At 36.1% G+C, this 14,568-nt stretch carries 11 protein-coding genes and 1 pseudogene; 9 read left to right on the forward strand and 3 right to left on the reverse strand.

Features of this window, described 5'->3' with window-relative positions; all coding sequences use genetic code 11:
* Window positions 1-3 precede the first annotated feature (3 nt).
* The 9 genes and pseudogenes from JFU23_RS18125 to JFU23_RS18165 all read left to right on the forward strand — a co-directional run bounded on the left by JFU23_RS18125 (window position 4) and on the right by JFU23_RS18165 (window position 12,194).
* Window positions 4-1,551: a glycosyltransferase family 2 protein gene (locus JFU23_RS18125; protein ID WP_002140281.1), complete on the forward strand. Its 1,548-nt coding sequence runs from the start codon at window positions 4-6 to the stop codon at window positions 1,549-1,551.
* On the forward strand, window positions 1,541-2,785 hold the full coding sequence (locus JFU23_RS18130; RefSeq protein WP_098636262.1) for a nucleotide sugar dehydrogenase: 1,245 nt from the start codon (window positions 1,541-1,543) through the stop codon (window positions 2,783-2,785). The genes JFU23_RS18125 and JFU23_RS18130 overlap by 11 nt, the downstream gene beginning before the upstream one ends.
* Window positions 2,782-3,747, forward strand: a pseudogene (locus tag JFU23_RS18135) (NAD-dependent epimerase/dehydratase family protein). The gene JFU23_RS18130 and the pseudogene JFU23_RS18135 overlap by 4 nt, the downstream one beginning before the upstream one ends.
* Window positions 3,740-5,284, forward strand: a complete 1,545-nt coding sequence (locus JFU23_RS18140; protein ID WP_002166984.1) for a glycosyltransferase family 2 protein — start codon at window positions 3,740-3,742, stop codon at window positions 5,282-5,284. Before JFU23_RS18135 ends, JFU23_RS18140 begins: the two are co-directional and overlap by 8 nt.
* Window positions 5,256-5,474 carry a hypothetical protein gene (locus JFU23_RS18145; RefSeq protein WP_002125049.1) on the forward strand — a complete coding sequence of 73 codons (219 nt, stop codon included), beginning with the start codon at window positions 5,256-5,258 and terminating at the stop codon, window positions 5,472-5,474. Before JFU23_RS18140 ends, JFU23_RS18145 begins: the two co-directional genes overlap by 29 nt.
* Before the next feature lie 152 nt (window positions 5,475-5,626).
* Window positions 5,627-7,876, forward strand: coding sequence for a formate C-acetyltransferase (pflB, locus tag JFU23_RS18150; protein ID WP_201032414.1), 2,250 nt, complete (start codon window positions 5,627-5,629; stop codon window positions 7,874-7,876).
* Between the two features lie 69 nt (window positions 7,877-7,945).
* A complete protein-coding gene (gene pflA / locus JFU23_RS18155) occupies window positions 7,946-8,677 on the forward strand; it encodes a pyruvate formate-lyase-activating protein (protein ID WP_002010313.1) in 732 nt (243 codons plus the stop codon).
* A 411-nt stretch (window positions 8,678-9,088) separates the two neighbouring features.
* Entirely contained in the window at window positions 9,089-10,255 is a 1,167-nt protein-coding gene (locus JFU23_RS18160) for a diglucosyl diacylglycerol synthase (RefSeq protein WP_002125051.1), read from the forward strand.
* Window positions 10,256-10,731: 476 nt separating this feature from the next.
* Window positions 10,732-12,194, forward strand: a protein-coding gene (locus tag JFU23_RS18165) for an IS1182 family transposase (RefSeq protein WP_374191743.1) whose coding sequence is annotated in 2 segments (ribosomal slippage) — window positions 10,732-11,293 and window positions 11,293-12,194 — 1,464 coding nt in all. Because the reading frame shifts where the segments join, the coding sequence is not laid out codon by codon here.
* Window positions 12,195-12,304: 110 nt separating this feature from the next.
* Here JFU23_RS18165 and JFU23_RS18170 read toward each other — a convergent pair.
* The 3 genes from JFU23_RS18170 to JFU23_RS18180 all read right to left on the reverse strand — a co-directional run bounded on the left by JFU23_RS18170 (window position 12,305) and on the right by JFU23_RS18180 (window position 14,462).
* Entirely contained in the window at window positions 12,305-12,424 is a 120-nt protein-coding gene (locus JFU23_RS18170) for a YfhE family protein (protein ID WP_000358484.1), read from the reverse strand.
* Window positions 12,425-12,534: 110 nt separating this feature from the next.
* Window positions 12,535-13,092 carry a GNAT family N-acetyltransferase gene (locus JFU23_RS18175; RefSeq protein ID WP_002091129.1) on the reverse strand — a complete coding sequence of 186 codons (558 nt, stop codon included), beginning with the start codon at window positions 13,090-13,092 and terminating at the stop codon, window positions 12,535-12,537.
* A gap of 227 nt (window positions 13,093-13,319) precedes the next feature.
* A complete protein-coding gene (locus tag JFU23_RS18180) occupies window positions 13,320-14,462 on the reverse strand; it encodes an amidohydrolase (protein ID WP_002091127.1) in 1,143 nt (380 codons plus the stop codon).
* Window positions 14,463-14,568 lie beyond the last annotated feature (106 nt).

Raw genomic sequence — 14,568 nt, forward strand, 5'->3', positions numbered from 1 at the left:
AGTATGAGAATATCAGTTGTTATTCCAGCGCATAATGAAGCAAGTACTTTATCACAAGTTTTAGTAGAAGTGGAGAAGCTGAAGCCGTATGAAATTATTGTAGTAGATAATGGATCGACAGATGGAACGAATGAAGTCGCATTACAGCATAGTTGCCATGTAATTTATTATAAACATTCTCTTGGTAATGATGTAGGAAGGGCAATTGGAGCTAGAGAAGCAAAAGGTGAAATTGTATTGTTTTTAGATGGTGACATCGTTATTGAGAGTAAAGAGCTACAACGTTTCGTGAAAGGAGTTCAGCAAGGGCATCAAATTGTTGTGAATAATTTAACATGGTCTGTTTATTTAAAGATGAGACCACACTATACGACAGTTGGAAAATTCATGTTGAATCGTTATTTGAATAAAAAAGAGCTTGTTGTTGGTTCTTTAATCGCAATTCCACATGCGATGAATCGGGATGTTATTGAGAATCTTGGGTGGTGGAATTTAGCAGATCCAGCACTATTTCAAGCGATGGCGATGTCTAGAGGAGTAGATATTGCCGATATGGCTTCGGTCGATGTAATTCATACGAATAAGGTTCGTCCTGTGCATACGGGTACATCACCTGGTTCTCCTTATCCGAAGGCGACTAGTCGTATTATGGGTGATCATTTGTGTGCTTTGCAATACGTAATCGAAACATATGGTAAACGTGGCGGTTTTTCGGAGGGAAACAGGGATAGAGAGTTTATAGGGAAGTATAAACCAGTTTTATTACAAAAGGAAAAGGCGAAATACAGTGCTATTATACCCGTATCAGAAGAAAAAATGACTATAAGATCTGTCATACAGGAAGTGAAAAAGGCAGGTGTAGATGAAATTATAGTTGTTGCGAATGGAGCAGATACCGAGACAATTAAACAAGCAAAGCTAGAGAATGTTATTGTAGTTGAATTCGCGAAGGCACTTGGACATAATGTAGCACGAGCGATAGGGGCTATGCATGCTACGGCAGATATTTGTTTATTTGTTGATGGTGATTTTGCTATTCCGGCAAAAAAGCTAATTCCATTTTTGCATGCTATTGAAGACGGAAACGATGTGGCGTTAAATGATTTGCAATGTTTGTTAGATATGTTTCACCCGGCAGATCCAATTAGTATGGGGAAATATTTCGTGAATTTGGTAGCGAAACGACCAGATTTATGGAACAACTCATTAACGGCAGTGCCACATGCTATGCATAAAAAGGTAATAGAGAAAATTGGATATGATTCCCTTATCATTCCACCATTAGCTCAAATGAAAGCTATTTTAGAAGAATGCTCTATTACAGCAGTGGAATTTGTAGATGTTATAAAAACAAATCGAGTACGTCCAGAGCAACATGGGTTTGTAAATGGAAGAATTCCTGCATTCGATCGTATTTTCGGTGATCAGCTTGAGGCGATTGCTTATTTATTACAACATACGAATGGGCGCGGGAGTTTTACAGACGGAGAAAGGGATAGAGATATAATACTACAATTGAGAAGGGAAGAAGAGAATATAGATGAATGCTAGTAGTAAAGTAACCATTATTGGATTAGGATATGTTGGCCTTCCTTTAGCGGTTCTTTTTGCAGAAAGAGGACATGCTGTACTTGGATTAGATAAAGATAATAGGAAGATAGAATCAATAATTAAAGGAGAAAGTTATATTCCTGATGTTTCTTCTAACGTATTACAAAATTTATTGAACGAGAGAAAATTAATAGTAAATACACCAGATAAAGGTTTTGCGGAGTTCCAAAATAGTGAGTATGTTATTGTGACTGTGCCTACGCCAATTAATGAGAATAAAGAACCCGATTTAAGTGCACTCGTTTCAGCCTCCCATTATATACAACAACACCTTCAAGAAGGACAAACCTTCATTTTTGAAAGCTCCACATATCCAGGTACACTGGAGGAAGTTATCATTCCTATTATTTCTCAAACAGGTAAAAAGGTAGGAGAAGATTATTATATTGGGTATTCTCCAGAGCGAATTGATCCAGCGAATAGCCGGTATTCAGTTGAAACAATTCCAAAAGTTATTAGTGGACAAACCGAGCAGTGTAAACAAAAAGTACAGGATTTGTATAGCACTATATTTGATGTAGTCGTTCCAGTTAGTTCTCCGAAAGTAGCGGAGATGTGTAAGTTATTTGAAAACATTCAGCGCTTAGTTAATATTTCATTAGTAAATGAGTTAAATATACTTTGTGAAAGTTTGAATATTAATTTTTATGAGGTGCTTGAAGCGGCATCTACAAAACCGTTTGGATTTACTCCGTATTGGCCAGGACCAGGAATAGGAGGACACTGTATTCCGGTAGATCCTTTATATTTTCAATGGAGAATAAGAAAGGCTGGAGCAATTAGTCAATTAATTGAGGCAGCACATGTAATTAATGAAGAAATGCCAGCGAAAATAATCGGGAAAGTAAAAGGTGTGGTGCAATCACCCGCAACGGTTTTAATAGTAGGGATTGCATATAAGAAAGATGTAAATGATTTGAGAGAATCACCGGCGTTGCCAATTATTCAATTATTAATAAAAGAAGGATACAAGATAGAATATCATGATCCGTATATTTCTACAGCGAAAATTGGAGATACACTATATCAATCTGTTCCATTAGATGAACAAAGAATTAAACAAGCAAATTGTATTTTAATTGTAACGGATCACTCTAGCATCGATTGGAATCTTTTTAAAGGGATTGAGCGATTAATAGATACACGTGGAATCGTAAAGAAGGTGAGTGTATGAGTGAAAAATGTTTAATTACAGGTGGAGCAGGATTTATTGGTTCGCATTTAGCTGAAGAGTTGGTGAAAAGAGGTTATGAAGTTACTATTGTGGATAACTTCTATAAAGGAAAAAATAAATATCATAATGAGTTAATGAAAGAGCTCCGGGTTATTCCAATAAGCGTTTTAGATAAAAATTCAATTTATGAATTAGTGAATCAACATGATGTGGTGTTTCATTTAGCTGCAATTTTGGGAGTCAAAACTACAATGGAAAAAAGTGTAGAGCTTATTGAAACAAATTTCGATGGAACGAGAAATATTTTACAAGCAGCGTTAAAAGGGAAGAAGAAAGTAGTATTTGCATCTACTTCTGAAGTATATGGAAAGGGAGAGCCGCCATTCTCTGAAGAAGGAGATCGTTTATACGGTGCAACTTCCAAAATACGTTGGAGTTATGCAATTTGTAAAACGTTAGAGGAAACATTATGTTTAGGGTACGCATTAGAAGGTTTACCTGTAACGATTGTTCGTTATTTTAATATTTATGGTCCAAGAGCGAAAGATGGTCCGTACGCGGGAGTAATTCCATGATTTATTCGTGCGGCTTTGCAAGGTGACGATATTCTCGTGTATGGAGATGGAAAGCAGACACGCTGCTTTACGTATGTAAGTGATGCGGTCGAGGCAACAATTCGTGCAATGGATGAGAAGGTAAATGGTGAAATTATTAATATAGGTTCTGAGAATGAAAAAAATATAAGGGTAGTAGCGGAAGATATAAAAAAATTAACGAAGTCTATTTCCAAAATTGTGCACGTTCCATTTGAGGAAGTATATCCACATGGATTTGAAGAGATTCCAAATAGAAGACCAGACGTAACGAAATTAAGAGAACTCGTTCAGTTTCAAGCGAAAGTAACGTGGGAACAAGGATTGAAAGAAACTATTAAATGGTTTCGTGAAGAAAACAATGGCTAAGTCGTTATCAGTTATTATTCCCGTATGTAATGAAGTGGATACGATTTCAGATGTGGTTCAATCGGTAAAACCATTGAATCCAGTAGAGATTATTGTAGTAGCAAATGGTTGTAATGATGGTACAGAAGCGATTGCTGAGAGCTTAGGATGTACAGTAATCCAGCATAAAGAGTCACTTGGTAACGACGTTGGACGCGCAGTTGGTGCAAAACATGCGATAGGTGATGTATTACTGTTTGTAGATGGAGATTTTGCTATTCAAACTTCAAAATTACAATTATTCCTTAATCCGATTTTACATGATCAGGCGGACATCGTTTTAAATAATTTGGACGCATTATTTTTAAAGAAACAAAAACCGCACTCCGTGACAGTATGGCGCCAAATATTAAATGCAATGTTAGAGCGTGAAGAATTAAAAATTGATTCTTTATTATCTGTACCTCATGCGCTGACGAAGGAAGTTGTGCAAAGTATTGGAGACGAATGTTTTGTTAATCCTATTGTGGCTCATCTACGCCTAGCACAAAGTAAATGGAGAATTAGTCGTCATTGTGCAATTGACGTTATTACGCCAAATAAATTTCGTCCATTCGAGCATGCTGCATATGGCACGGATCTTTCTCAATCTGAAAAACGAATGATAGGTGATCATATAGAAGCTGTAGCAGAGCGGATATTAGGCAGCGATGGGCGCGGAGGATATTATGATGGAAATAGGAAAAGAGAGAGTGTCTATCATACTCTAAATTTTGAAGATTTTTATCAAGGATGGGGCGTTACATCTAATTTGTATAAAGGAGAGCAATTATCGGTAATTATTCCTGTGCAAAATGAAGAGAAAACAATTGGAAACGTTATAGAAGAGCTTCGCAAAATTGAACCTTTTGAAATCATCGTTGTTGTAAATGGTTCGTCCGATAAAACGGCAACAATTGCAAAAGACAAGGGAGCAACAACAATTGTGTATAAAGAAGCACTTGGAAACGATGTGGGGCGTTCGCTTGGAACTTATTTTGCAAAAGGAGAAATTGTTTTATTTATAGACGGTGATTTTGTTATTCCAGCTAGTGAGCTATATCCCTTTGCAAAAGCTATTGCAGATGGAACGGATGTCGCATTAAATGATTTAAATCATTATTTAGATTTGAGAGTACCACTTCATCTTGTAACAGCATTTAAATATGCATTAAATTTAGCTTGTGATAGAAAAGATTTAGGAGTAGGCTCTCTTATTGCTGTACCTAATGCGTTTAGTCGTACTTGTTTGAAGGAAATAGGGTATAAATCATTATTGTCACCTTGTGTAGCACAAGTGAAAGCTGTACTTTCAGGTTTTGAAATCGCTTGTGTAAGTCGTGTCGATGTTGATAAGATGAACCGTATTCGTCCCAGTGAACATTTCGCAAAAATAGGTCATCCTCCAGCTGTCCTTCGAATTATTGGTGATCATATAGAAGGATTAGAGCAATTAATTGCATTAACAAACAGTCGTGGTGGATTTTACGATGGAAATAGAAAAAGAGATGTTTTATAGTGGTAACAAAAAAAGTGTACAACGTATGTACACTTTTTTGCTCTGTTATAAAAACTATAACAGATTAGGAGATAAGAGTATTACAGCTCTACAATGGGTATCGTTCTTATATTACAAAATAGGACTCGTATATAAGAATACCAAAAAAATACAATTAAAGAAAGGGTTAATTCTAAAGAGTTTTATATGAGGTTAACACTATGCATGTAGTAGTTTGCTCAACGTTTCACAAACATGTCACAACTATTTCGTCCACTTCCGAAAAAAAGTAGTATTCTAAGTGTGTAAGCTGTTATATAAAAAATCGTAGTCCTGTACTAATCAAAAATGGAGGAGATTAGGATGACTCAAGTATTAGAAAATGTAAAAAGCGCGTGGGAAAACTTTAAAGGTGAAAAATGGAAAGCAGAGATTGATGTTCGCGATTTCATTTTAAATAATGTAAACGTTTACGAGGGAGAAGACTCTTTCTTAGCGGAAGCAACTGAAGCAACGAAACAACTTTGGGATCAAGTAATGGATTTAACAACAAAGGAACGTGAAAACGGTGGCGTTCTTGATATGGATACAAAAATTGTTTCTTCTATTACATCACATGAACCAGGATATTTAAATAAAGATATTGAAAAAGTGGTCGGTTTCCAAACTGATAAACCATTTAAACGTTCTTTACAACCATATGGTGGTATTCGTATGGCAGAACAAGCTTGTGAAGCGTATGGATATGAAATGGATAAAGAACTTAGCAGTATTTTCAGAGACTGGCGTAAAACTCATAATCAAGGTGTATTTGATGCATACACACCAGAAATGAAAGCGGCTCGTAAATCAGGTGTTATTACTGGCCTTCCAGATGCATATGGACGTGGACGCATTATCGGTGACTATCGCCGCGTAGCGCTATATGGTATAGATCATTTAATTGAAGCGAAAAAAGCTGATTATAATTTAACTGGCGGTGTAATGAGCGAAGATACAATGCGTTTACGCGAAGAATTATCTGAGCAAATGCGTGCACTTCAAGAGTTAAAACAGATGGCTGCTTCTCATGGATTCGATATTTCTAAGCCAGCTACAAATGCACAAGAGGCTTTCCAATGGTTATACTTTGCTTATCTTGCAGCAATTAAAGAGCAAAACGGGGCAGCAATGAGCCTTGGACGTACCTCTACATTCTTAGATGTTTACATTGAAAGAGATTTAGCAAATGGTACTTTAACAGAAGAAGAAGCACAAGAAATTGTTGACCATTTCATTATGAAATTACGTCTTGTGAAATTTGCAAGAACACCTGATTATAATGAACTATTCTCTGGAGATCCAACTTGGGTAACTGAATCTATCGGTGGTATGGCATTAGACGGTCGTCCGTTAGTAACAAAAAACTCATTCCGTTTCTTGCATACATTAGATAATTTAGGACCAGCACCAGAACCAAACTTAACAGTTCTTTGGTCTAAACAATTACCAGAAAACTTTAAAAACTACTGTGCGAAAATGTCTATTAAAACATCAGCAATTCAATACGAAAATGATGACATTATGCGTCCTGACTACGGTGATGACTACGGTATTGCTTGTTGTGTATCAGCAATGAGAATTGGTAAACAAATGCAGTTCTTCGGAGCACGTGCAAACTTAGCGAAAGCATTACTATATGCGGTTAACGGTGGTAAAGATGAAAAGTCAAAAGCACAAGTTGGTCCTGAATACGCACCAATTACTTCTGAAGTATTAGATTATGAAGAAGTTATGCGTAAATTCGATATGACAATGGAATGGTTAGCTGGTCTATACTTAAATACATTAAATGTAATTCACTATATGCACGATAAATATAGCTATGAACGTATTGAAATGGCACTTCATGATACAAATGTTCTTCGTACAATGGCAACAGGTATCGCTGGATTATCTGTAGTAGCAGATTCTTTAAGTGCAATTAAATATGCACAAGTAAAACCAATTCGTGATGAAAATGGTATTGCAGTTGATTTCGAAATTGAGGGAGATTTCCCTAAATACGGTAACAATGATGATCGTGTAGATGAAATTGCAGTAAATCTTGTGAAAACATTTATGAACAAGCTTCGCAAACATAAAACATACCGTAATTCTGTTCATACAATGTCAATCTTAACAATCACATCTAACGTTGTATACGGTAAGAAAACTGGTAACACTCCAGATGGACGTCGTACTGGAGAACCATTTGCACCGGGCGCAAACCCAATGCATGGCCGTGATACAAAAGGTGCATTAGCATCATTATTATCTGTAGCTAAATTACCATATGAAGATGCACAAGATGGTATTTCAAATACATTCTCTATTATTCCAAAAGCACTTGGTAAAGAAGATGATGTACAAGTACGCAACTTAGTATCTATGCTTGATGGATATGCAATAAAAGAAGGACACCACTTAAATATTAACGTATTTAACCGTGAAACATTAATGGATGCAATGGAGCATCCTGAAAAATATCCACAATTAACAATTCGTGTATCTGGTTACGCTGTTAACTTTATTAAATTAACTCGTGAACAACAAATTGATGTAATAAACCGTACAATGCATGAAAGCATGTAAGTGAAAAAAGTGTCCCTCCGCTTTTAATATATAGCGGAGGGAGGCTGTTTCAATAAAGGAGGAAGTAACATGGTAAAAGGAAGAATACATTCTGTAGAGTCTTGTGGTACTGTTGATGGCCCAGGGATTCGTTATGTCATATTTACACAAGGGTGTTTATTACGTTGTCAATATTGTCATAATGCTGATACATGGGAAATCGGTAAAGGTAAAGAAATAACAGTTGAAGAAGTGATGCAGGATGTGACATGTTACCTTCCATTTATTGAAGCTTCTGGAGGCGGTATAACAGTTAGCGGTGGAGAGCCACTATTACAGCTAGACTTCTTAACCCAGTTGTTTAAAAAGTGCAAAGAAGCTGGTATCCATACAACAATCGATTCTTCTGGCGGTTGTTATTCTGAAGAACCAGAATTCCAAAATAAGCTAGATATTTTAATGGAGTATACAGATTTAGTTTTATTGGATTTGAAGCATATTGATTCAAAGAAACATCGTAAATTAACAGGGAAACCAAATGAACACATTTTACAATTTGCTCGTTATTTATCGGATAGAAAGAAACCAATTTGGGTAAGACATGTATTGGTTCCCGGTGTTACCGATGGTGAAGAGGATTTGCAAAAATTATCAAACTTTATTCAAAGTCTATCTAATGTTAAGAAAGTGGAAGTGCTGCCATATCATAAGCTCGGTGTTTATAAATGGGAGGCACTTGGACATAAGTATCCACTTGCGGATGTGAATCCACCGACAGAAGAAAATGTTGAACATGCAAAACATATTTTACAAGCAGTCTAACCTAAACATTTGGTTAGGCTTTTTGTTTCTTCATAATAAAATCTAGAGTATATATTTAGAAAAGAGTATACTGAAAAGGGAATATCCATATTTTTGTAAAGAATAAGCGGAGAAATTTACATAATTGTAAAGGGAAATCAAAATAGTAAAAAGAATTAAGAAGTAAAAGAGTGAGTATTATGGAATATAGAACATTTGTAAGTTATTGCGAAAGCTCTTATAGGAAAGTATAATGTAAAGATATGAGCACAGATAGGATTAAGGGGTCAATCTTATATGCTTTGCATATCCACGACAGATACATAGCTAACAGGAAAGTATTAGAATCCGAGTATGTAGTTTTTAAGGAAAATGTTTTTCCTATTGTCGTATATGCAATATGGAGAAACAAAAAGCTAGGAGTGGATTTGTTTGATAAAAAACCCCAAGGTTTTAATATTAACTGCACATTACGGTAACGGTCATGTGCAAGTGGCAAAAACATTAGAACAAACATTTCGCCAAAAAGGAATCGAAGATGTAATTGTATGCGACTTGTTTGGAGAATCACATCCAGTTATAACCGATATTACAAAATATTTATATTTAAAAAGCTATACGGTAGGAAAAGAATTATATCGTTTGTTTTATTATGGTGTAGAGAAAATTTATGATAAAAAAATAGCATCTTGGTATGCGAATTTTGGGAGAAAGCGTTTGAAGACGCTATTACAGGTGGAGAAACCGGATATTGTTATTAATACCTTTCCAATCATCGCTGTACCAGAATTGAAAAAGCAAATAGGTATTTCTATTCCTGTTTATAACGTATTAACGGATTTTTGCGTGCATAAAATATGGATCCATCGAGAAGTAGATCGTTATTTTGTAGCAACCGATCATGTGAAAAAAGTGATGGTTGATATCGGTGTACCTGCAGAACAAATTGTTGAAACAGGGATTCCGATTCGTAGCAGTTTTGAGCTAAAGATAAATCCAGCAATTATATATAATAAATATCAGTTATGTAAGGATAAAAAGATGTTACTAATTGTAGCAGGTGCTCATGGTGTGCTAGGGAGTGTAAAAGAGCTATGCCAGTCATTTATGTCAGTACCAAACTTACAAGTAGTTGTCGTTTGTGGGAAAAACGAAGCTTTAAAGCAGGATTTAATGGAACTACAGGAACAAGGTTCTGATGCTTTAAAAGTATTTGGTTATGTTGAAAACATTGATGAATTGTTCCGTGTTACTTCTTGTATGATTACGAAGCCAGGTGGTATTACATTAAGCGAAGCAGCTGCATTACAAGTACCTGTCATTTTATATAAACCTGTCCCAGGACAAGAGAATGAAAATGCGTTGTATTTTGAAAAAAAAGGGGCTGCAGTTGTAATTCGTGATGATAGTGAAGTTTTTGCAAAAACAGAGGCGTTATTACAAGATGATATGAAGCTTCTTCAGATGAAAGAAGCAATGAAAAGTATTTATCGTCCTGAGCCAGCTGGTCATATTGTGGATACAATTTTGGCAGAAAATCATGCAGAGCCGAATCATATACCTATTAAATCACCAGTTCTTGCCGAATCTTTTACTTAATATGAAACCCTCTTTTAAGCATTTAAAGAGGGTTTTTTTTATTGTTGTAAAAAAAATAAACGTGAATTATTAACTTATCCCGCAAAAGCCTGATTGGTGAGGGCTAATAATCATTGGGGATAAACGAAACTCCCACTGATTAAAGTTTCACTTTATCCACAAAGGATTACGCTTTCATTAGACAGTAAAATCGGAATATTAACAGCTATATCCACATAATCCACAATTTTTAGAAAATTATCCACAATTCTCACGTTACGAATTCATTTAAATAAATGAATTCGTAAAATACTTTTGTAATTTATGCACAATTCTACGGTTTTTGTGGATAAGGTTGTCCACAAAAAAGGTTCCTTATAAATAAGGAACCTTTTTTGCCAGGCTGTGGAGAAAGCCTTCTCCACAGCCTATTTTTGTGTCTGAACCTCTTTTTATGTGTCAACACTGATAAAAAAGAGGAAAAGGAGAGATTTCTTATGATGGGTGCTTTAAAAAATCATCGCGACGAGCGTGTATCTGTTTCTGTAGAAGAATTGGTTCCACAAGATCATTTCCTTCGTGCGATTGAAGCGACAATTAGTTTTGATTTTATTGAGGAGAAGTTACGCCCTTATTATTGTGAAAACAATGGCCGTCCGTCAATCCATCCTATCGTTTTATTTAAGATGATGTTTATTGGATATTTTTATGGTATTCGTTCTGAGCGTCAATTGGAAAAGGAGATTAAAACGAACATTGCCTACCGTTGGTTTTTAGGGTTCTCTCTATCAGATACAATTCCAGATCATTCTACAATCAGTTGGAATCGCCGTACTCGTTTCGTTCATACAAATATTTTCGAAGAAATTTTTGATGAGATTGTGAGACAAGCGACGGAGCGCCGTATGGTAGGAGGACGTGCGTTGATGACAGATTCCACACACATTAAGGCCAATGCCAATAAAAATAAATTTGTACATAAATATAAAAAAGAAAAGGCAAAGTTCTATATAGATGAACTAGAAGCTGCGGTAATCGAAGATCGTGAGGCGCACGGAAAAAAGAATTAAAACCTAGAAAGGAAAGTGATACCCCTACTAAAAAAACTCGGATAAGTACAACGGATCCAGATAGTGGATTTTTAATGAGAGATGGAAAACCGAACGGTTTTCATTTTTTAGATCATCGTACGACTGATGCGAAGTACAATATTATTACAGATACCTATATAACGGCTGGAAATATGGCAGATTCCGAGCCGTATTTAGCACGTCTACAAGCTCAAGTTGATAAATTCGGGTTTGAAGTGGAAGCTGTAGCTCTTGATGCAGGCTATTTTACAGGATATATCTGTAAGAAGTTATCAGAAAGAAATATATTTATGGTGATGGGGTATCGCCGATTTGGAAAGAGAAATAAAGAAGTACCGAAAAGCCAATTTAAATATGTAGAAGAAATGAATGCATTTGCTTGTCCGATGGGATGTATTTTAGAATATGCGACAACGGATCGCGAAGGATATCGTCAATATAAATCGAATCCAGAAGACTGCGCTGTTTGTCCGCTACGTGAGGTATGCTTTTCAAAGAAACAAAAACAAAAAGTTATCACCCATCATATATGGGAGAAATATAAAGATATCGCTAGAAAAAACAAACTAACAGCTACAGGGAAAAAGTTGTATAAAGTACGATGTTCAACTATAGAGCGAAGCTTTGCGGATGCAAAAGAACTACATGGCTATCGATATGCTCGGTTTCGAGGGCTGAAATCTGTCCAAATGCAGGCTTACCTCACCGCCGCTTGTCAAAACATGAAAAAAATAGCCCTCCATCTAACCAAAAAGGGGTTGGTGGAGGGCTATTTTTCTAAATTCTACTATTTTTTGTTGTTTTCTTTCGCTAAAATCAAAAAAGATTCCAGAGTGTTGGGAACCCTAAAGGGTTTCCCAACACTCTGACAAAAAAGGTTCCTTATAAATAAGGAACCTTTTTTGCTAATTCATTGGAAAATCTTATGTAATGAAACTGAATAATTAGGGGGGAAACCTTCTAATTATTCAGTTTCACTTTAAATACTTTTTGAGCGATAGCCCGCTGCACGATCTGCTTTTCGAAATTCCCGCTGATAGAGAACTTCTTGTGTACTAGATAATGTGTTTTTTGCTTTATCACGTTTCTTTTTATCCATTACAAATCACCTCGTGTCCTAAAGTCACTATCTATCGTTTCCAAAGACATGGGGTGATATACATATATGTCAAACTAGTAATGATTAATTATCATTTCTGAATTTTTAGATTACGCTTCTTTTAATTGGTGTGCTTCTTGGAATGTTGTATCTCGCATTGTTGCAAGTGTATACTGATCTTTTGGAATTTCATATAAATTATATACTTCTTCATGCGCGTTAATTTCATCATAAACGGCTTTTCTTGTTTCGTTTGCTAGATTTACATATTGTAGTTTTTCGGCAGCTTTAATAGACCGAATATTTATTTTACGAATGCGCATAAAAATCGTTTCAATATCTAATTCATAGAAAAGTTCGCTAAAAAATGAATCTTTCGCCAATTTATTATATCCTTTACCATGATATGGTTTGCCAAGCCAAGTTCCGAGGAATCCAGCTTTTTCTTGCACATCAAATAAAGTAATTGTGCCGATGGGGTTACCCCATTCATCTAAAATTGTGCGTGAGATTAATTCTCCACGCTCTTCGGCTTCGATTGTTTGTTTCGTTAAAAATAAATATTCTTCATAAGAATAGGCCTTTTGACGCACAAAAGGGAAGACAGCAGGATCCACCATTAATTCGTATAGAACGTGGCTGTCGTGTAAGTCGCGTTTTTTCAACACACTAACTCCTCCTCACACGAGGGTAGCATGACGAAAAAGCACCCACCCTCGAAATTTTTATATCAATCTTTAAAAAATTTCGGGGTGGGAATCGAACCCACTAGAACCAGTTTCTAACGCTGGTGGCGCACCATTTGCCTTCCCCATTCATCAATTTGAAAATGATAATCACGACACAAATTGATTATGGTTTCATTCAGTTTATAATCGTATAATACTGTATCTAGTCAAAAAAATAAACTAGTTTTTTTATTTTTTTTGTAAATTATTTTTCCGTCAATCATAGTGAGTACAGGCTTGGCTAAATAATGGAAAGGATGATGTGTCCATAACACGAGGTCAGCATCTTTTCCAACATCAATGCTTCCAATTCTATCCTCCAAACGTAAATTTCGAGCTGGGAAAATAGTGATTCCTTCCAACGCTGTTTTCTCATCTAATCCTTCTCTTACTGCAATGGCAGCGCAAACATTTAAATATTGAATGGGTGTATAAGGGTGGTCGGTTGTAATAGAAACTTCTACTCCATTTTTCGATAAAATATGATAAGTATCCCACGTTTTGTTTTTAAGTTCGATTTTCGAACGTCGCGTAAGAGTAGGTCCAACTGAAACTTTTAAATTGTGTTTCGAAAGCTCTTCAACAATAAAGTGTCCTTCTGTACAATGTTCAATACGTAAATCAAGATTGAATTCTGTCGCAAAGCGTAAAGCTGAAGTGATATCATCTGCGCGGTGAGCGTGGATACGTACCGGTATTTCTCGGCGGAGTGCTTTTAAAATAGGTAGCATTCGAAAATCAGCTTCATGCCCGTAGTGTTGTGCGTCATAGAATGATTCACGAAGTAACCCCATAATTCCCATACGTGTTATTGATTCTTTTGTACCGTTACTATGGAACTTTTTAGGGTTTTCTCCAAAGGCAATTTTTAAACCAGCAGGTTCCTGAATAATCATATGATCAATACAAGTTCCAGCAGTTTTTATTACGCAAGTAGTACCGCCGATAATGTTTTGGCTTCCGGGCATCACGTGAACAGTCGTAACACCATTTTGTACAGCGTCTTGAAATGCAATATCAAAAGGATGAATCCCGTCTAAAGAACGGATATGCGGTGTTGAAACTTCGGATGTTTCATTTGCATCATTACCAGCCCAACCAGTACCTTCATCGTAGAGGCCAAGGTGAGTATGAACATCAATAAATCCAGGCAAGAGATGAAGAGCTCGTGCATCTATAACGGTCATATCCTGAGTAGTATCAATATGAGGTTTGACCGCGGCAATGCGTTCTCCTATAACGAGTACATCTCCTTGAAACTTTTGGGATGTAATAGGATATACAATGGCTTGTTTGAGCAATATTTTCATAGAGACCTCATTTCCGTCACCTTGTAATGTGTAGAATAGGTTTAGACAAAGTAACTGAAAGGTTTTTCGTGTAGTAATGCTCCGGTGTTTAAAAAGTAAGAAGTCT

The organism is Bacillus sp. TH50 (assembly GCF_016650565.1).
GTDB lineage: Bacteria > Bacillota > Bacilli > Bacillales > Bacillaceae_G > Bacillus_A > Bacillus_A mycoides.

What these genes read in the sequence shown, in the direction of transcription:
- JFU23_RS18125 (WP_002140281.1), top strand. Translation starts at nt 4, where the DNA reads ATGAGAATATCAGTTGTTATTCCAGCGCATAATGAAGCAAGTACTTTA.
- JFU23_RS18130 (WP_098636262.1), top strand. Translation starts at nt 1,541, where the DNA reads ATGAATGCTAGTAGTAAAGTAACCATTATTGGATTAGGATATGTTGGC.
- JFU23_RS18140 (WP_002166984.1), top strand. Translation starts at nt 3,740, where the DNA reads ATGGCTAAGTCGTTATCAGTTATTATTCCCGTATGTAATGAAGTGGAT.
- JFU23_RS18145 (WP_002125049.1), top strand. Translation starts at nt 5,256, where the DNA reads ATGGAAATAGAAAAAGAGATGTTTTATAGTGGTAACAAAAAAAGTGTA.
- pflB (WP_201032414.1), top strand. Translation starts at nt 5,627, where the DNA reads ATGACTCAAGTATTAGAAAATGTAAAAAGCGCGTGGGAAAACTTTAAA.
- pflA (WP_002010313.1), top strand. Translation starts at nt 7,946, where the DNA reads ATGGTAAAAGGAAGAATACATTCTGTAGAGTCTTGTGGTACTGTTGAT.
- JFU23_RS18170 (WP_000358484.1), bottom strand. Translation starts at nt 12,424, where the DNA reads ATGGATAAAAAGAAACGTGATAAAGCAAAAAACACATTATCTAGTACA.
- JFU23_RS18180 (WP_002091127.1), bottom strand. Translation starts at nt 14,462, where the DNA reads ATGAAAATATTGCTCAAACAAGCCATTGTATATCCTATTACATCCCAA.